This is a genomic window from Psychrobacter lutiphocae DSM 21542, assembly GCF_000382145.1.
GTDB classification, from domain to species: domain Bacteria; phylum Pseudomonadota; class Gammaproteobacteria; order Pseudomonadales; family Moraxellaceae; genus Psychrobacter; species Psychrobacter lutiphocae.
The window spans coordinates 76,207-94,303 of record NZ_KB907629.1 but is presented as its reverse complement, the minus strand read 5'-3'; the positions used below and the strand labels follow the sequence as shown (position 1 = coordinate 94,303).

Annotated in this window: 16 protein-coding genes; 11 read left to right on the top strand and 5 right to left on the bottom strand. The window is 42.1% G+C overall.

Annotated features, from left to right (window positions below):
• The first annotated feature begins 15 nt into the window (after nt 1–15).
• The 10 genes from H140_RS0104695 (at nt 16) to H140_RS13925 (ending at nt 10,870) form a co-directional block, all read left to right on the top strand.
• A complete protein-coding gene (locus H140_RS0104695; protein WP_019672508.1) occupies nt 16–2,280 on the top strand; it encodes an ornithine decarboxylase in 2,265 nt (754 codons plus the stop codon).
• Between the two features lie 472 nt (nt 2,281–2,752).
• Nucleotides 2,753–4,249: an NCS1 family nucleobase:cation symporter-1 gene (locus H140_RS0104690; RefSeq protein ID WP_019672507.1), complete on the top strand. Its 1,497-nt coding sequence runs from the start codon at nt 2,753–2,755 to the stop codon at nt 4,247–4,249.
• 159 nt (nt 4,250–4,408) lie between these two features.
• Nucleotides 4,409–5,362, top strand: a complete 954-nt coding sequence (locus H140_RS0104685; protein ID WP_026348834.1) for a polysaccharide deacetylase family protein — start codon at nt 4,409–4,411, stop codon at nt 5,360–5,362.
• Nucleotides 5,363–5,478: 116 nt separating this feature from the next.
• A complete protein-coding gene (gene alc, locus H140_RS0104680; protein WP_019672505.1) occupies nt 5,479–6,555 on the top strand; it encodes an allantoicase in 1,077 nt (358 codons plus the stop codon).
• 78 nt (nt 6,556–6,633) lie between these two features.
• Entirely contained in the window at nt 6,634–7,167 is a 534-nt protein-coding gene (locus tag H140_RS0104675; protein ID WP_019672504.1) for an ureidoglycolate lyase, read from the top strand.
• Nucleotides 7,168–7,495: 328 nt separating this feature from the next.
• Nucleotides 7,496–7,792, top strand: a complete 297-nt coding sequence (locus H140_RS0104670; RefSeq protein ID WP_019672503.1) for a Trp family transcriptional regulator — start codon at nt 7,496–7,498, stop codon at nt 7,790–7,792.
• A 39-nt stretch (nt 7,793–7,831) separates the two neighbouring features.
• Nucleotides 7,832–9,226 carry an anthranilate synthase component I family protein gene (locus H140_RS0104665; RefSeq protein WP_019672502.1) on the top strand — a complete coding sequence of 465 codons (1,395 nt, stop codon included), beginning with the start codon at nt 7,832–7,834 and terminating at the stop codon, nt 9,224–9,226.
• A 46-nt stretch (nt 9,227–9,272) separates the two neighbouring features.
• Nucleotides 9,273–9,923, top strand: a complete 651-nt coding sequence (locus tag H140_RS0104660) for an anthranilate synthase component II (RefSeq protein ID WP_019672501.1) — start codon at nt 9,273–9,275, stop codon at nt 9,921–9,923.
• 146 nt (nt 9,924–10,069) lie between these two features.
• Nucleotides 10,070–10,420, top strand: coding sequence for a hypothetical protein (locus H140_RS0104655; protein WP_019672500.1), 351 nt, complete (start codon nt 10,070–10,072; stop codon nt 10,418–10,420).
• Nucleotides 10,421–10,513: 93 nt separating this feature from the next.
• Nucleotides 10,514–10,870, top strand: coding sequence for a helix-turn-helix transcriptional regulator (locus H140_RS13925; RefSeq protein ID WP_019672499.1), 357 nt, complete (start codon nt 10,514–10,516; stop codon nt 10,868–10,870).
• 44 nt (nt 10,871–10,914) lie between these two features.
• Here the strand turns inward: H140_RS13925 and H140_RS0104645 are convergent, their stop codons facing one another.
• The 3 genes from H140_RS0104645 to H140_RS0104635 form a co-directional block, all read right to left on the bottom strand.
• On the bottom strand, nt 10,915–11,658 hold the full coding sequence (locus tag H140_RS0104645; protein WP_019672498.1) for an amino acid ABC transporter ATP-binding protein: 744 nt from the start codon (nt 11,656–11,658) through the stop codon (nt 10,915–10,917).
• 331 nt (nt 11,659–11,989) lie between these two features.
• Complete coding sequence (locus H140_RS0104640) at nt 11,990–12,727, bottom strand: amino acid ABC transporter permease (protein ID WP_019672497.1); 738 nt, start codon at nt 12,725–12,727, stop codon at nt 11,990–11,992.
• Entirely contained in the window at nt 12,724–13,575 is an 852-nt protein-coding gene (locus H140_RS0104635; RefSeq protein ID WP_019672496.1) for an amino acid ABC transporter substrate-binding protein, read from the bottom strand. Before H140_RS0104635 ends, H140_RS0104640 begins: the two co-directional genes overlap by 4 nt.
• 279 nt (nt 13,576–13,854) lie before the next feature.
• Here H140_RS0104635 and H140_RS0104630 point away from each other — a divergent pair, with 279 nt between their 5' ends.
• Complete coding sequence (locus H140_RS0104630; RefSeq protein WP_019672495.1) at nt 13,855–15,306, top strand: L-serine ammonia-lyase; 1,452 nt, start codon at nt 13,855–13,857, stop codon at nt 15,304–15,306.
• Between the two features lie 419 nt (nt 15,307–15,725).
• Here H140_RS0104630 and H140_RS0104625 read toward each other — a convergent pair whose 3' ends face one another.
• Nucleotides 15,726–17,147 carry an aldehyde dehydrogenase family protein gene (locus tag H140_RS0104625; protein ID WP_019672494.1) on the bottom strand — a complete coding sequence of 474 codons (1,422 nt, stop codon included), beginning with the start codon at nt 17,145–17,147 and terminating at the stop codon, nt 15,726–15,728.
• Nucleotides 17,148–17,602: 455 nt separating this feature from the next.
• Complete coding sequence (locus tag H140_RS0104620) at nt 17,603–17,971, bottom strand: hypothetical protein (RefSeq protein ID WP_019672493.1); 369 nt, start codon at nt 17,969–17,971, stop codon at nt 17,603–17,605.
• Nucleotides 17,972–18,097 lie beyond the last annotated feature (126 nt).

Below are 18,097 nucleotides of genomic sequence, written 5' to 3'. Positions count from 1 at the left end.
TTAAAGGAAAGTAACATGAAAATAGCGGTCAGCGATGGCATCGAATATGCTCTTAACTGTAATTATCGGTTAACGGAAGTTGAAGCTACCGACTTTACCAATATAGCTGCCATAGTGGTAACTATGCAGGATTTACCTACTGCACATGCCGAAATTGAAGACTTAGGGTTTTCGATTCCTATCTTTGTGGCTATTAAATACGGGGACAGCGTTCCTGATGAGTGGCTACCTAAAGTGTATGGTGTTTTAGAACTTGCTGATGATCAAAAATATTATAATGGACAATTAGTAAACGCCGCTGCAGCTCATTACATTGATACTCTAGACCCTCCTTTCTTCCAAGCTCTTCGCGAATATACGGACTATGGAAATGCTGCTTTTGATTGCCCTGGGCATCAAGGGGGTCAGTTTTTTCGCCGTCATCCCTCAGGCAAACGTTTCTTCTTATATTTTGGAGAAACTTTATTTCGTTCCGATTCATGCAATGCCGATGTAGGCTTGGGTGATTTATTAATTCATGAAGGCCCTGCCTACCAAGCGCAGGCTCATGCAGCTAAAGTATTTAACGCTGATAAGACTTATTTTGTGCTTAACGGCACGTCCTCTTCGAACAAAATTGCTATTGGTGCCTTAGTGGCTCATGGTGATTTAGTGCTTTTTGATCGCAATAATCACAAATCAGTGTATCAGGGTGCATTGTCCATGAGTGGTGGTACAGCCGTTTATCTAGAAACCGAACGCAATGCTTATGGGTTAATTGGCGGTATCGCTGCTCATTGCTTTGATGAAGCTGAAATTCGAGATCGCATTCGAGAAGTAGCCCCTGATAAAGCCGATGCAAAACGTCCCTTTAGACTGGCAGTTATTCAATTAGGCACCTATGATGGAACTATTTATAATGCTCGTCAAGTGGTCGATAAAATAGGTCATTTATGTGATTACATCTTATTTGACAGTGCTTGGGTAGGTTATGAGCAATTCATACCTATGATGCGAGATTGCTCTCCGCTATTACTTGATCTCACCCCTGATGATCCTGGTATTTTGGTTACCCAATCCGTTCACAAGCAGCAAGCTGGTTTCTCACAAGCGTCTCAAATACACAAAAAAGATAATCACATCAGTGGGCAGTCTCGCTATGTAAATCACAAGCGTTTTAACAATGCATTTATGATGCACGTTTCAACCAGCCCTTTTTATCCGCTATTTGCTTCACTGGATGTCAATGCTAAGATGCATGAAGGCAAAGCTGGTCAGCGTATGTGGCATGAGTGCATTATCGGAGGGATTGAAGCGCGCAAGATGCTACTTGATACTTGTGATCTGATAAAGCCATTTGTACCACCGAAAATTGATGGTAAACCGTGGCAAGATTACGACACTGAACAAATTGCCAATGACATTCGTTTTTTTGAATTTAAAGCTGGCGAGCGCTGGCATGACTTTGAACAATATGCCGATAAGCAGTATTTTATCGATCCTTGTAAGCTACTATTGACCACGCCTGGGATTGATATGAATACAGGTGAATATGAAGCCACCGGCATCCCTGCACCTCTGCTTGCGCATTATCTACGAGAAAGCTCGGTAATTCCTGAGAAAGCGGATTTAAACTCTATCTTATTCTTGCTAACCCCTGCCGAGACTTTAGCCAAGTTTCAACATTTGGTTGCTCGTATTGTCAGATTTGAAGCCCATATCAAAGCCAATAGCCCTGTCAGTGAAGTACTGCCTTCGCTCGCAAAGTCTTACCCACAATATCGGGCACTGGGTATCAATGAGCTGTGCCAGAGATTGCATGATTTTTATGCCAAACATAAATTAAATCATCTTCAGCAGCAAATGTTCAAGCGTGAGCACCGTCCTAAGTTTGCGATGCGTGCGTTTGATGCGCATAATGCGTTTGTCCGTAATGACATTGAGCTGGTGCCTTTATCACATATTAAAGGTCGCATCGCTATGGAAGGGGCACTTCCTTATCCTCCTGGTGTTTACTGTATTGTCCCTGGGGAAGTTTGGGGTGGTGCTGTGCTCGATTACTTCTTAGCTTTAGAAGAAGGCGTCAACTCTTTACCAGGTTTTGAACCAGAAGTACAAGGCGTATACTGGGAGTATGCTGCCAATGGTCGCAAACAAGCTTGGGCGTATGTGTTGAAAGATGACAGCGGCAGCCAAAAGATTCCATCACCTGTCGATATAGATAATCCAGAGGAGCCAGAACCAGAGCACGATGCATTTTTAAACAAGCAAGACGCTTTGACTCCTTTTGGACATATTTAAGTTACTACTGACGCTTAGTTTAATCAAACAATCTGCAAACAAGGCGCTTAATATCAAGTTAAGCGCCTTGTTTTGTAGGTATAAATAGTTTTATAGGGCTAAGTCATGGCGTATATTGTTATTAATAGTTAGTTATTAGCCAACCAATCCTCGAATAAAAATGATTAAAAAATAAATAAAATGATGAAAAAAGGTAATCATTTAATGCCTACTATGACTCTTTCGTACTTAAAAACCTTCTTTTGAATCCTATATTTGAGGTTAAGTTACTGGTTTGTTTCAAAAAAGATAAAAAACATATTGCATTTGTATCCTATTGCAAGATATTCTAAATAAAAGGGAATATTGTTTTTGATCCAGTACGGATGGTCCAGATACGTTAATCGATGATTCGATACAGTGATCTTGAATGTAGCATAACCCAAAAGCACGACTCATAACGAGTCTTTAACCGCAAAAGGTACTATTTATTATGCAAACCGATCATCAGTTAACCGTCAAAGATACCAGCTCAAGGCTATGCAATGAAGATCTTATCCCCACCTTATCCGCTAAGCGCAACTGGGGCTGGTTTGAGATATTTAATGTCTGGTCCAACGATGTCCAGAGCTTATTTGGCTATACCCTAGCCGCTTCCTTATTTTTAAGTTACGGTCTAAGTGGCTGGTGGGTGATGGCTGCCATCATGCTGGCAGGTGCCATAGTCATGTGGATGGTCAACTTAACAGGTCGCCCAGGTGTCAAATACGGCATCCCCTTCCCAGTCGTCATTCGTGCCAGTATGGGCATCAATGGGGCGAACCTTCCTGCTATTTTACGTGCCATTATCGGCATCTTCTGGTATGGGGTGCAGACTTATTTTGCCTCAACCGCAGTTGTCATCTTATTGACCCTGTATATGGGCGAATCTAGCACCACCTTCCTAGAATTATCTGCGACCGCTTGGTTGGCTTTCGTTATCGTTTGGGTGTTCCAGATTATGCTATTTTGGGCAGGCATTGAGCCGATCAAGCACTTTTTAAACTGGGCAGGTCCTTTGGTCTATCTGGTGATGATTATTCTGATGGGCGTGGTTTGGTATAGTGCAGGGTCTGAGTTAATACCTGCGATTAGCACCATTTTTTCTGATAATAGCAGCTATACCGGCAGCAAGTTTGATGGCTTCACCGCAATTGTTGGTACCATGATCGCTTATTTTGCTGCTGTGGTGATCAACTTTGGTGACTTTGCTCGCTTTGTAAAAAGTGAAAAACAGATGCGCCTTGGCAATCTTATTGGCCTACCTTTTAATATGGTGTTTTTCTCATTCATTGCATTAATCATTACCGCCGGCACCTTGGTGTTATTTGGTGAGCCGTTAACCAATCCGTCTGATATTGTTAAGCGGGTAGATGCTGTGCCGCTGACCATTGTCTCTGCCTTGACCTTTTTTGCTGCCACGGTTGGTATCAATATGGTCGCTAACTTTATTCCACCGGCTTATGATTTGGCCAATTTATTTCCGAAACATATCAGCTTTCGCCGAGGCGGCTTAATTACTGCAGTAATAGCCTTTTTTGTTGGTGGCTTGTGGTTGTCAGTTATCAGTCAAGTGGGTGTGGTCGGCTTTGTAAATATCATTGGTGCCATTATTGCCCCGTTTTTTGGTATCTTAGTGGTTGATTATTATTTGATTAAAAAGCAGCAGCTTGATATTCAATCTTTATTTGATGCCTCACCTGCTGGCAAGTACTATTATCAAAATGGTTGGAACATACGAGGCGTCATAGCCTTTGCGGTGGCAGCAGTCGTATCGCTAATGGTTGCACTCACCCCATCTTCAGCAGCATTAGAAGGGTTTGGCTTTATATTGGGTTCCGCAGTGGGTGGCGCTGTTTACTGGGTATTAATGCGCAAACAAGCGACGCCCATCGCAGAGCTTGATGAGAGTAACCAACAAACCGTTGTCGAACTCAATCCAACCTCATAAGTCCCTATTCTTTTAACGTATTTTAAGGATATCAATATGAGTCAGCAAAACTCTGATACCAAATCTGATGCACGGTTAAAGCAAGCGCTACTATCAGGACCATTCAAGCACCTAACAGCTGATTTTGACACCAGCACAGCCACTAACTACCCAAGAGATATGGTGGGTTATGGCAGCAATCCACCAGACCCAAAATGGCCAGGTGGCGCTAAGATTGCGGTTCAATTTGTGCTTAATATTGAAGAAGGCGCAGAAAACAACGTCATTCACGGTGATGGACAATCGGAACGCTTTTTATCAGATATCTTAGGTACACCCTCTTTTGATAATCGTCATCAATCGATTGAATCTGCCTTTGAATATGGTAGCCGAGTCGGAGTTTGGCGTGTGCTTGATGCATTCAAGCAATACAACTTCCCGATAACCACCTTTGTCTGTGCATCAGCTGCGGTGCTCACCCCACATATCATAGACAGGGTGTTAAAAGATGGGCATGAGATTGCCAGTCACGGCTTACGCTGGATTACTTATCAAAATATGTACCGTGAAACGGAGCGTGAGCATATTCGCCAAGCCACCGAGATATTTCAAAAGATGCTTGGCTACCAACCAAGCGGTTGGTATACCGGACGTGACAGCCCGAACACTCGTGAATTGGTGGTTGAGCAAGGTGGCTATTTATACGATTCAGACTCATACGCTGATGAGCTGCCCTATTGGGTTAATGTCAAAACTCAGCAAGGCGATCAGATTGTGCGCAAACCGCACTTGGTCATTCCTTATTCGCTTGAGACCAATGACATGCGCTTTGCTTCAAGCCCTGGCTTTACTCATGCTGAGCCTTTTTATCAATATCTAAAAGACAGTTTTGATACTCTATATGCTGAGGCGAATGCAACTGACAACGCACCATCTTACCAAGTACCCAAAATGCTGTCTATTGGCCTACATTGCCGTATGATAGGACGTGCAGGTCGTATTAGTGCGCTACAACGATTTTTAAAATATATCAGTGATAAGCCAGACGTTTGGGTTTGTCGCCGTGATGAGATTGCCAAGCATTGGTATCAGCAGCATCCTGCCACAGCTGACAATACCGCCAATTGGCTGTAATGGCTAACCTAATGTCAATATCAATATCAATATCAATGCTAAGACTAACCTATTTATAATAATTACAACCAAGCAAGACAACAACTACCAATCCAAAAGCAGATAAGGAACCTTCGATGAGTCACTCAGCCGGACAACCTGGACAAGTTATTTTAGCCAACAATCTACCTGACATTCTTCCTGAGTTTGTCACTAAAACCAATGTTGCTGACAGCCGCTTGGGCGCAAAAGCCTTATTCGCCAGTGATGATTTTTTTGCCCCAAAAGAGCGTTTGCTTGAGCCTCAAGCCCCTGTATTTGTGGTTGCCAAGTTTGATGACAACGGCAAATGGATGGATGGGTGGGAAACACGCCGTAAGCGTCACCTTGGCCATGACTATGTGATTGTTCAGCTGGCTCGTGCTACTAAGGTGGCAGGTGTTGATATTGATACCAGTCACTTCACGGGCAACTTTCCACCATCTGCCAGTATTGATGCTATTTATGCGCCAGAGCTACTGCAAGATAACAATCAAGACTCATTGAGCGAAGCACAGTGGGATGCCTTAAGTTGGCAGCCACTGGTTGCAATGACTGACTTACAAGGCAACTCTCACCATTTCGTAGCAGTTGATAATGAGCAGGTAGTCACTCATTTGCGTTTGAACATCTATCCTGACGGTGGTGTCGCCAGATTGCGAGTGTATGGCGATATTCAGCTTGATAGCCAAAACATCAATGATGAGGTTATTGACTTGGTTGGTGCTCTAAATGGTGGTCGTGCCATTGCTAGCAATGATGCACACTTTGGCGCAGTTGCAAACTTACTGTTGCCCAGCAAAGCGCCTAATATGGGTGAAGGTTGGGAAACACGCCGCCGCCGTGAGCCGGGTAACGACTGGTGTATTATTGAATTGGGTCAGCCTGGTATTGCTGAGAGCATTGAGATTGATACCGCCTTCTTTAAGGGTAATTTTCCAGATGCCGTATCGATTCAGGCGGTCTATGCGCCCAACACACCTGAGGCCACTTTGATTACGCAAAGTATGTTTTGGGAGACCTTATTGCCTGCGCAAAAAACACAAGCTGACAGCGTACACCGTTTTGAAAGCGACGCTTTATTGACCCAGCAGCCAATTACCCATATCCGTGTCAATATTTTCCCAGATGGCGGTATCAGTCGTGTTCGTGTATTTGGTAAGGTTGTTAAATAACCGTTAATCAAAGCATGTTAATAACTCACTTGAGCCAGTTAATGCCCCACCATCACTCAATGAGGATCTACAATCAGTATGCGTACTTTAATTGCACAGCCTTTAACCCAGCAAAATTTTGCCCCTTTTGGTACTGTCATTGAGCCTTATGCCAAGGCGCAACAAACCGAGGCCAATTGCTTTGAGATCAATGAAGGCTTTGCGGTGCGTCATCATGCACTTTGTCAGGCACAGGTTGATGGCGGCGAGGTTGGCATGAGTATCTTTATGGCCAATCCACGTCAGTTACCTACTTTATTGACGGTAATGGAACATCATCCGCTTGGTACGCAGGCGTTCTTCTCAATGCAGCAGCAAGACTATATTGTGGTGGTCGCACCTAAAGGTCAACCACCTCAATCGCCTGAAGATTTGTCTGTATTCTATGCCAAGTCACATCAAGGCGTGCAATACGATGCTGGCGTGTGGCATCATCCGCTATTGGCATTAAGTACCAGCAGTCCTTTTTTGGTAGTAGATCGGATTTCTGGTGCGGGCAATAATTGTATTGAGGTTGATATTCGTGAGTGGCAGGTTCATGTAGATTTGCCAGCGCCCCAGCCTATTAAGTAGCCTCATTTAGCTCTTTATATTTCTTTATCTGCAAGATTTAAAGCACACTTTTATGTGCTTTTTTTCTGTTTTTATGAGCTGTTTTTTATTACCTACTAACTACTAACTACTAACTACTAACTACCATTAGTGCAAATCGTAAGACCTGATTACTACAAGTTTTGAATCGATAACTATCTGCTATTAATCAATGTAATGCTAAATAATAGTAATGCTAAATAAGAAATAATCGGAAATTATGCTTTACAGCAATGTTCTATTGTACTAGAATACTGAAACATCGTTTTTAATATAACCTTTATTTTATACATCACCACTAGAGCCAGACATGAATCCTACTGATCAAACTTATCATAGCTTACTGACCCATTTGGCACAGCTGACAGACCCAGAACAGATTGATACGGTGTTGTCGGCGTTATTGACTGACAAAGAACGTCAAGATATTGCTAATCGTATTCGCATTTTTGATTTGCTGGAGCAAGGCACGACCCAAAGACAGGTCTCGCAAGCCTTGGGCGTGGGTATTGCCACTGTATCACGTGGTGCAAAAGCGATACAAAACACTGATAACTTAGAAGCCATTCACGACTTATTGGCGACACATCGTCAATCAACCTATTAAATAAAAAAACTAATAACTAGCCTAGTTGGAAACAAAATTATGAGCAATGAGCCACAACCCATCCAAATCCCCAGTAAGCCAGTTCGTATTAAACTGACTGAAGATATAGATTTTTTTGAGTTATTCAAACGTATTGAAGTCAAATTTGACACCTGCTACTTGCTCGAATCACTCGGGGCGGAAGGTCATATGTCACGCCATCATGCCATTGGCTTTGCACCAGTCATGACCATTGCTGCGCCAGATAGACATACATTGCAAATTATCGACAATCATACCGGTCAGGTCAATAATTACCACACAGACAACCCTTATCAGCTGCTACGTAGCATCACACCGCAACATGTGATTGCGCGTGATCAAACTGGTGGCTTGGTTGGGTATCTAGGCTATGACAGCATCAACTTTTTTGAACCCAGTTTAAATGCCAAAGCCAGTGATTACTTTGAAGCCTTTAAATTTGGCGTATATCTAGACGGACTTACCTTAGACAAAATGACGGGGGAAATCTTTTATTTTTATTACCCCACTGAGCAGCAACAAAACCGTATTGCGCTGGTAAAGACATTATTACAAGCGCCTGTACCTGAATACCAAACGCCACAAGTTGAGTTCTTAGGCGATAGCATGAGCCGTGAACAGCACGCCAATACTGTGCTGCAAGTAAAAGAGGATATTGTTTCAGGGCGTATCTTCCAGTGCGAAGTCGGCTTTAAATCCAATTATAAAATCAGCGGCGATCAGATGCCAATTTATGAAAAATTGCGTCAAGTTAATCCGTCACCACACATGTATTTTATGAAGTTTGGTGAGCAGCGCATCATTGGTGCATCCCCTGAGCTTTTGTTCCGCTTACGTCAAGGCGAGATGGAGACCTATCCGCTGGCAGGCACTGCAAAACGTGGCAAAGATGATATTGAAGACAGACAGCTGGCTCGTGCGTTACTAAACGATGCCAAAGAGATTGCCGAGCACAATATGCTAGTGGACTTGCACCGCAATGACATTGGCCGTGTTGCCCGCTTTGGAACCGTAAAAGTGCGCAGCTTAATGGATATCAAACGTTACTCGCACGTACAACATATCTCTTCAGAAATAGTCGGGATTTTGCATCCAGATGAAGATATGTTTACCGCTTTGGCCAGCAACTTCCCAGCAGGCACGCTATCTGGTGCACCTAAGATTGAAGCCATTAAGATCATCAACAAGCTAGAGCCAGATGGACGCGGTGCTTATGGTGGTGCTTTGGGTTCATTTAACTTTAATGGCGATTGTATTTTTGCCATTCCCATCCGCAGTTTATTTATTAAAGGCGAGTCAGCCTACGCTCAGACTTGTGGCGGTAATGTCTATGACTCCAACCCAGAAGATGAGTATTTAGAGATTCAGCGCAAATTATCTGCCATGAAAGTGGTGTTAGAAAGCTTTGCCTAAGAGCATTATAAAATCGGAACATAAAAAAACAGCGCAAGGATTTGTTATGAAGGTGTTAATCATAGATAACTACGACTCGTTTACCTTTAATCTATATCAATATGTTGGCGAAATACTACAAACTCGGTTAAACCAAGATACTGACAATCAAGTTATCGTTAAACGTAATAATGAAATCAGCTTAGAGCAAATAAAGCAGCTCAATCCAGATCGCATTATCATCTCACCTGGTCCTGGGTCACCAGATGATCCTGCGTATTTTGGTGTCTGTGCGGAAGTGATTCGTGAGCTTGGAGCAAGCATACCTCTACTTGGCGTCTGCCTTGGCATGCAAGGTATTGCTCATGTGTTTGGTGGCGATGTGGTACGCGCTTCTGTGCCGATGCATGGCAAAACCTCACCGATATATCACGACCAGCAAGGCGTCTATCAAGGCCTGCCCCAAGAGATTGAGATTATGCGCTATCACTCATTGATGGTTCAGACTGACAGCTTACCTGAGTGCTTAACCATCACTGCTGTCGTTGAAAATCCAAAAAATTCAGGGTTAAGCTTAACAGACCGAGCGCTGGCAGGTGATGAAATTATGGGTGTGCGCCATAACAGTTATCCAATTCAAGGCGTACAGTTTCACCCAGAGTCATTTGCCACTGAAGGGGCGAAACGCTTATTGACCAACTTTTTGCAACAGGTCTAGTTTGATAATAGGATTTTAAGTGTAGTATATCACTCATTATTAGGGTTATTTCTCATTAATAGGTGATATATTACACATAAACTTATACTCTTTAATATAATGTGTGTCATATTGCACATAATATTCTTAACCAGTTTTATAAAAAAATGGCCATACAACCGCTCACCATTCAAGCTTATTTAGACAATCAATGGCTAGACATTGCTAAAATAACCTTTGATGACAGTAAGCATATAACAAGCTTTGCTTATTTGTCGGACTATGCGTTAGAGCATTTTTTGGCAGATAATTACTTCTCAACGTCTATAAACTATCCTATCGAACTGTTTGAATACACAGTGGATAATAATTGGCTTCCTTTTTTGGATGATATTGTCCCAGCGGGTGCCAGTCGCCGTTATTGGTTACAACGCCTTGATTTATCACGTTATTCTCTGGCGGAACAAAATTATAAGCTGTTAAAAACAGCCACCATTGTGTTTCTGAGCGCATCTTAAACTACCCTAGTATGAATTTTAGCAATTTAACTCAAAAGCTTACTCAATGGCGATTATTATAGCGTTGGCACAAGCTCAACCTAAGAGCATAATATGTATACAAATCAAAACAACTTAGTGTCTGAATTAGCGGTTAACTTACAGCACGGACGTCAAAGGGCTTCAAGAGCACCTGTTGCAATGCCAGCAAGTGCTCGAACGCAAGCCAGAGATATTGTTATTGAGCAATTGTTTGCGGGTAGGATCAGCCAAGGTGAAGCGCTTAAAGCACTCAGAGTACAAGTGCTTAATGTTAAACAAGATAAGTTTGCTCAAATGGTGAAAGTATCAAGAAAAACCTTATCTGATATCGAAAATGACAAAGGCAATTATAGTATGGATACTTTAAACCAAGTATTTAGACCTTTTGGTTTAAAGGTGGGCTTAGTTCCTATTTCACCACCGAAATAAGTAAGCTGCCTTCATCACGAAAGTAAGACGCCTAAAACCATTCATCACGCCTTAATTCGCTGCAAAAATGCCTGCGTACGAGGATGCTCAGAGCGCTCAAATAACTGCTCAGGCGGCCCAACTTCGACCACATGTCCATCTTCCATTAGCATCACCACATCGGCCACATTGCGCGCAAAGTTAATCTCATGGGTGACCACTACCATGGTCCAGCCTTCTGATGCCAACTGCTGCATGGTCTTTAGTACTTCATGCACCAGCTCTGGATCAAGCGCAGAAGTTGGCTCATCAAATAACAATAGCTCAGGCTCAATTGCCAACGCACGTGCAATACCCACCCGTTGCTGTTGTCCGCCAGATAGCTGAAATGGATATAAATCCGTTTTGTCAGACAAACCTACTTTTTCGAGTAGTGCTAGCGCTTTAGCTTGTGCTTGCTGCTTACTCATACCCTGCGCTACCATAGGACCTAGCATCAGGTTTTCTAGTGCGGTTTTGTGTGGAAACAGGTTATAGGATTGAAACACCATGCCTGATTTTTTTTGTAGTGCACGCAGCTGCTTTTTTGTCGGCTTGGCTGCAAAATCTATATTAAGGCTGCTATCATCAAAGGCTATCCCCCCTTGTTCTGGCGTTTCTAGCGAGTTTAAGCAGCGCAAAAAAGTGGTTTTTCCTGAGCCAGAAGGCCCAAGAATAACCACCACACTCCCCTTTTTAATATTTAAATCAATGCCTTTGAGCACCTCGTTATCACCAAAGGCTTTATGAATATTGCTGATTGTTATCATGCTTATTTAGTTGTCCCTTTATCGGTTTATTATCCCTTTGCCTTTCAATGTTAAGTTAAATATATGCCAATCTCAAATTAAAATACAGTCGGTGGCTTATGCGGGATTTGACTCCCTTCCTTTTCCAAAGGAAGGGCTGGGGATGGATTTGTAACAAGCATCGCAAAAATCCCCCTAAATCCCCCTTTGAGAAAGGAGGACCTGCCCTCCGTTTTAATATATTGCAATAAATAAGCTAAAGACACAGCTAAAAAATCAGTTATTAATGTTACTAGCCATTCATGTTGAGATTGGGGTTTAAATATTGAAAATGTTAAATAATGAGTATTCACTATTTTGCAACGTAACGATCTAAATGGGTTTCTAAGCGTCCTTGCGCACTACTTAACGCTAGACAAATTACCCAATAAATTAACGCAGCTTCCGTATAAACCAACATAAACTCATAGTTGCGTGCTGTGATGATCTGCGCCTGTTTAAACATCTCAGTGACTAAGATAAGCGAGGCCAATGAAGTGTCTTTGACTAGGCTAATAAAGGTATTGGATAAAGGCGGTACCGACACCCGTAGAGCTTGCGGCAAAATAACATGGCGAAAGGTCTGAAGGTAGCTTAGTCCCACAGTTGCACCCGCTTCCCACTGCCCCTTTGGAATAGAAAGAATAGATGCTCGTACCGTTTCTGAAGCATAAGCACCAATATTCAATGAAAAAGCAATAACAGCTGCTGGAAATGGGTCTAACATCACGCCGATACTGGGTAATCCATAAAAGATAATGAATAACTGTACCAACATGGGTGTGCCACGAATCGCTGACACGTAAATGCGTGCCAAACGATAAGCTACCTTATGCCACAATGCTTGGCGAGGGACGACACGAATAAGCGCCACCACTAAAGCGATGAGCATGCCGAAAATAAAAGAGGCAATGGCCAGAGGAATAGAATAGTAAATGGCGCCTTTTAACATCGGCCAAAACGACTCTATAACAATTTCTGCTCGCGCTGGTGACATAAATGGCAGCATAGCGAGCAGATTTTGTAAGACGGTTAACAGCGATGTTATCATCTTTTACTGACATCCTCACCGAAGAATTGTTCGCTTAGCTTGGTCAAAGTACCATCTGCTTGTAACTCGGTCATGGCTTCATTAATTTTCGCCAATACCTCATCATTACCTTTTACTAATACCAAGCCAGAGCCTCTTTTTTCTTCAGCAGGTGCGACCAATTTTACTTCTAAATCGCTGTCTGGGAACTTATTTAAGTAATCAAGAATGGCTAAGTGATCATTCAAAGTAACGTCTGCACGTCCTTGTTTCACCAGCTCAATAGCTTGCGCCATACCATCAACAGGCACAACCTCAGCTTCATATTTGATCGCCATTTCACCATAATTACTGCTTAGTGATTGTGCTGACTTTAGACCTTTTAGTGATTCCCAGGCATTAAAGCGGCTATCAGATTTTGGTGCAAGTACAGCGGCGCCCGACCAATTATATGGCTCAGCCACATCATATTTAGCACGGCGCTCAGGCGTGGTTAGCGATACTTGGTTGGCAACCATATCGAAGCGTCCTGCATCAAGACCAGCAAGCATGGCATCCCACTGGGTCTCTTTGAATTCTACGCTAACACCTAGTTTGTCAGCAACAGCACGAGTGACTTCCACATCATAGCCTGTCAGCTCATTTTGTTCATTATGATAGGTATAAGGAGGATACGTACCCTCTGTACCGACATTAATGACACCGCCATTATTAATGCGTTGTAGCAAATCACTATCTGCGCTGGTGCTGGCTTCATTATTCTCTGAATTGGCTGCGTCTGTATCAGTTGAAGGGCTTTGATTACAAGCAGCGATCAAGATAGCGCCTGTGGTGATGGCGGTTAATTGTACAAATCCACGGAAAATCATAATAAATCCTTTGATTTTTATCTATATTCGTTGTTAATTCGTTTTTTAGTTAGTTTTTAGTGAGTTAGTTTTTAATTGATTAATTTTTAGTTGATTAGTTGGTTTTTAGACGTATGCTACTAGTAGTGACAAAATTGACGGTATAAATGATTAGTGTAACAAATTTCAGCCCTGACCTGTTTATTCACTTACGACTTTTAAATTTCAATTTTCGACTTTGTAGTTTTTAAATTTTTAATTTTTAGTTTTTAAATTTGTGTTTTTTCAAAAGGAAACTCCATGATTAGCTTATTTGATATGTTTAAGATAGGCATCGGCCCATCCAGCTCACACACCATGGGACCTATGGTAGCGGCCGGCTTGTTCTTAGATGAAGTCCGCCAGCATCATCATTTGCAGCACATTAAACGAATTCAAGTTGACCTATATGGCTCATTGGCCTCAACTGGCAAAGGGCATGCGACAGATACTGCCTGTATTTTGGGGTTGTTGGGGTTTAAAGCCCATAGCATAGATACCAATCATGTGGATGACTATCTGGCGCCTGTATTAAACGATCAACAGCTGCTCTTAAATAACGAGCATCTTATCCGCTTTGAGTACGACCAAGACATCGTCTGGCATCCCCAAAATAGCTTACCATTTCACCCCAATGGCTTGAGCTTTACCACTTCTGATAATCAGGGTAATGAGTTTAGCCAAACCTATTACTCCATTGGCGGCGGCTTTGTGACCACCGAAGATGCCAGCGCAGAGGCCGATGATGTGGCCATTACCAGTGACAGCCATGTGCCTTATCCCTTTAAAAATGGCAACGAGCTGTTAGCCCTGTGTGAAGCGCATCAAATGAGTATCAGCGATATTATGCTGGCCAATGAGATGTCGATTCGTGACAAAGACACCATATACAATTATCTAGATGAAGTGTGGGAAGTGATGCAACAGTGCGTCAAAAATGGTTGTAAAGGCAAAGGTGTCTTACCAGGCGGCTTAAAGGTAAAACGCCGAGCAAAAGATATCTATCAGCAACTATTGGACGAGCTTGAAAGTCCACAAAAAGTCACAGATAAGCTGATGGCAATGGATTGGGTTGACCTCTACGCTCTGGCCGTCAATGAAGAAAATGCTAATGGTGGGCGTGTGGTCACTGCCCCGACTAACGGTGCGGCCGGTATTATTCCTGCAGTGTTGCATTATTATCGTGATTTTTTTCCAAATTATAGCCTGCAAGGGGTACGTGAGTTTTTGTTAACAGCGGCAGCAATCGGCACTATTATCAAACAAAACGCCTCTATTTCAGGCGCTGAAGTTGGCTGCCAAGGTGAAGTGGGCTCTGCCTGTTCGATGGCAGCTGCTGGTTTGGCGCATCTGCTGGGATTAAGCCCTTCTCAGTGTACTAATGCCGCTGAAATTGGTATTGAGCATAACCTGGGATTGACCTGTGACCCCATCGGCGGATTGGTACAAATCCCCTGTATCGAGCGCAATGCGATGGGCGCTGTCAAAGCCATTAATGCAGCACGGCTGGCAAGTCGTGGCGATGGTGAGCATCATGTGTCGCTTGATAAAGCCATTGCTACGATGAAGGCGACGGGTGCGGATATGATGGATAAATATAAAGAAACCGCAATGGGCGGGCTGGCGGTACATGCTTATAATCCGCAACAGGCAGGCACGGATGCATCTCGTATTGAGGTGGTTGAAGTGGGTGTCGGCTATCCGCAGTGTTAAGCCACTTGTGATACCGCACTTCTCAAGTCCTCATGAGCGGGTGATCAGTACACCTTCCTTCTTTGTTGGCTCATATTTTTATCCAAGCTGTTAATTGACTTTAAAAACTCTTATATCATGTTAATCATATATTTATAAATGCAAGGATGCTTCATGCCTTCAGCTTTTAACGTTCAGCCATTCCCATTGCTTCAAGCCATATTACTGAACGAGACCAGCGCCTACTCTAAGACGACAGCTTTCAGCTTAATGTCACTTATGTTGTCAACCCCTCTACCCCCGCACAGTCTATGCAAAGGGTTGAGAGTGAGGTTTAATAGCTATTAACCTTGTGGACTATAAAGTTAGGTATAGAAAATGGGACAAGATTAAGACTTGTCCCATTTTAATATACTGAATTTAGTTTTTAATATAAGACACTACTTATAGATATGAATGGTATGCACAGAAGTGTACTCATTCAACCCTTCTTCACCAAATTCAACCCCAAACCCTGAGTCTTTTACCCCGCCAAAAGGTGCAATGGGTAATACGGCAGCATGGCTATTAATCCATACCGTACCACACTGCATACGAGATGCGACACGCTGGGCTTTGATAAGATCTTGTGACCATACCGAGCCCCCAAGTCCAACCCCTAAACGGTTTGCACTGGCTATGGCATCTTCAACATCATGGAATTTGATGATAGGTAAGATGGGTCCAAACTGTTCAATGTCTACAAGTTTTGCACCATCTTCGATATTACTGACCAGTGTTGGCGGATAAAAATAACCTTTTTCATCAACGACTTCACCACCACATAGGAAGGTAGCGCCGCGTTGTTTAGCATCTTCTGCCAATTCTTTGACAATATTTAGTTGTTGTTCGTTTTGTAATGGGCCTAAGTCTGTGTCTTTATCCATGCCATTGCCATTTTTCATACTGGTAGCAATTTTAGTGAGTGCATTACACATCTCATCATAGACAGACTCATGGACATAAAGTCGTTTAAGGGCTGCACAGGTTTGTCCATTATTTATAAATGCTGATGCAAATATTTTTTCTGCAATATCATCCACATTAACATCGTCTAATACAATACCTGCATCATTACCGCCTAATTCTAGGGTCAGGCGTTTTAAGTTACCTGATGCACTTTTCATAATAGCTTTACCAGTAGGTGTAGAGCCAGTAAAGACAATCTTTTGTATGTCTTCGTGAGAAGATATTAAAGCTCCAAGCTCACCAGCACCAGTTACGATATTGAGTACGCCAGGAGGCAGTATTTCTTGAGCAACTTCACCAAAGCGCAACATGGTTAGTGGGGTCATCTCAGAAGGCTTCATGACTACTGTATTACCCGCTAATAAAGCAGGAATAATATGCCAAATACTAATTAATAGTGGATAGTTCCAAGGGGTTATGGAGCCGACAACCCCTAAAGGTTTACGGTGCAATTCAATTCTTACCGTATCGTTATCTTCAATAATTTTTGGCTTGATATCAAAATTTGCAGTTGTGCGTATCCAGTTCAGTGTACCTTCAAATTCAAATCCTGCACCTAGATTGGCAAATCCTTGTAAAGGCTTACCCTGCTCTTTTGTGAGTAAGGTTTTAAATTCTTCAGCTTTATCTTCAACTACATCAGCAAGCTTCAATAGCAACTCACGGCGTTCAGAAATATCTAATGCTGACCAGCTTTCAAAAGCGGTGTTTGCTGCTGCGACAGCATTATTTAAATCAGCTTCTGTCGCCTTTGGACAGCGTGCAACAACAGACTTATCAGCAGGGTTCAGTACATCAAAATACTCGGATGTTTCTACTAAACTTCCATTAATAACTAATTTAAAGGGTTTCATAGTCATGTATCCTTATTTAATATTCAGAATTTAACATTCAGTCTTTATTTAATTGTTATTTTGTTCGATAACATTTTATCTTTTTATTTTATATTTTTATGCGTCGTTCTGACTAAATTTAATTATCCAAACTCAATTAACTGAACTCAATTAAGTAGTTTATTTAAATATAACAGTCAGTAATGTAAGTATATGCCCACAAAAGGTAGTATGTATATTGAACTATTGCAAGCAAACGTTATTATTTTTATTGTTTTATTGGTTTTTTTTATTTGCTGTATAAAACATATAAAAAAAGACCAGATAATTAACTATCTGATCTTTTTTATCTTAAAGTTTTATTTAACAGGTTTTTTATTATATTTTAATATCGCAGCTAGCGGAACTGTCCACAAAGTTTCTATTATCAAGGTCGCTGACTTTTTACGACTATCCACCGCCCACCCTCTTGGTCATTATAACTCTTTTAATTGCACACAAAAAGCAGTATGTCCACTAGCAATATCCGCTTTTATCAAGTCTAAAGCAATTCGATTATTGTTTTGCGCATCTTCAGCCGTTTCAACTTTATCTATGCCTGCATAACTATTAACCCAGCCTTCACGAGGCTCATAGCGCATATCCCCATCTATCTCATGTAAGATACCTGCTTCATAGTGTTTAATATAAAAATTAAAGTCTGCTGCTATATAGCAAACCTCTAATGCAGCAGGGGCGGTCAAATAGTGAGGTCTAGTTTCTAGAAGCCTATTTTTGATATAAGCTTTACCGCTATCAAACCAGCAAGGCTGTTTGTTATTTTTGTTTTTGAATAAAGGAGCCATCGCTGTCCATAACCAATGATTGTTGTGAGATTGCTTAAAGTATTAACGGATACTCACCATCTAACTGCTCAATATTAAAGTTAAAACCCTATAAGCTGTGACTCATTGTCTGTTATTCTAACGGTT

What these genes read in the sequence shown, in the direction of transcription:
- H140_RS0104620 (WP_019672493.1), bottom strand. Translation starts at nt 17,971, where the DNA reads ATGGCTCCTTTATTCAAAAACAAAAATAACAAACAGCCTTGCTGGTTT.
- H140_RS0104640 (WP_019672497.1), bottom strand. Translation starts at nt 12,727, where the DNA reads ATGATAACATCGCTGTTAACCGTCTTACAAAATCTGCTCGCTATGCTG.
- H140_RS13925 (WP_019672499.1), top strand. Translation starts at nt 10,514, where the DNA reads ATGTATACAAATCAAAACAACTTAGTGTCTGAATTAGCGGTTAACTTA.
- H140_RS0104695 (WP_019672508.1), top strand. Translation starts at nt 16, where the DNA reads ATGAAAATAGCGGTCAGCGATGGCATCGAATATGCTCTTAACTGTAAT.
- H140_RS0104625 (WP_019672494.1), bottom strand. Translation starts at nt 17,147, where the DNA reads ATGAAACCCTTTAAATTAGTTATTAATGGAAGTTTAGTAGAAACATCC.
- H140_RS0104690 (WP_019672507.1), top strand. Translation starts at nt 2,753, where the DNA reads ATGCAAACCGATCATCAGTTAACCGTCAAAGATACCAGCTCAAGGCTA.
- H140_RS0104665 (WP_019672502.1), top strand. Translation starts at nt 7,832, where the DNA reads ATGAGCAATGAGCCACAACCCATCCAAATCCCCAGTAAGCCAGTTCGT.
- H140_RS0104630 (WP_019672495.1), top strand. Translation starts at nt 13,855, where the DNA reads ATGATTAGCTTATTTGATATGTTTAAGATAGGCATCGGCCCATCCAGC.
- H140_RS0104660 (WP_019672501.1), top strand. Translation starts at nt 9,273, where the DNA reads ATGAAGGTGTTAATCATAGATAACTACGACTCGTTTACCTTTAATCTA.
- H140_RS0104655 (WP_019672500.1), top strand. Translation starts at nt 10,070, where the DNA reads ATGGCCATACAACCGCTCACCATTCAAGCTTATTTAGACAATCAATGG.
- alc (WP_019672505.1), top strand. Translation starts at nt 5,479, where the DNA reads ATGAGTCACTCAGCCGGACAACCTGGACAAGTTATTTTAGCCAACAAT.
- H140_RS0104675 (WP_019672504.1), top strand. Translation starts at nt 6,634, where the DNA reads ATGCGTACTTTAATTGCACAGCCTTTAACCCAGCAAAATTTTGCCCCT.
- H140_RS0104685 (WP_026348834.1), top strand. Translation starts at nt 4,409, where the DNA reads ATGGTGGGTTATGGCAGCAATCCACCAGACCCAAAATGGCCAGGTGGC.
- H140_RS0104670 (WP_019672503.1), top strand. Translation starts at nt 7,496, where the DNA reads ATGAATCCTACTGATCAAACTTATCATAGCTTACTGACCCATTTGGCA.
- H140_RS0104645 (WP_019672498.1), bottom strand. Translation starts at nt 11,658, where the DNA reads ATGATAACAATCAGCAATATTCATAAAGCCTTTGGTGATAACGAGGTG.
- H140_RS0104635 (WP_019672496.1), bottom strand. Translation starts at nt 13,575, where the DNA reads ATGATTTTCCGTGGATTTGTACAATTAACCGCCATCACCACAGGCGCT.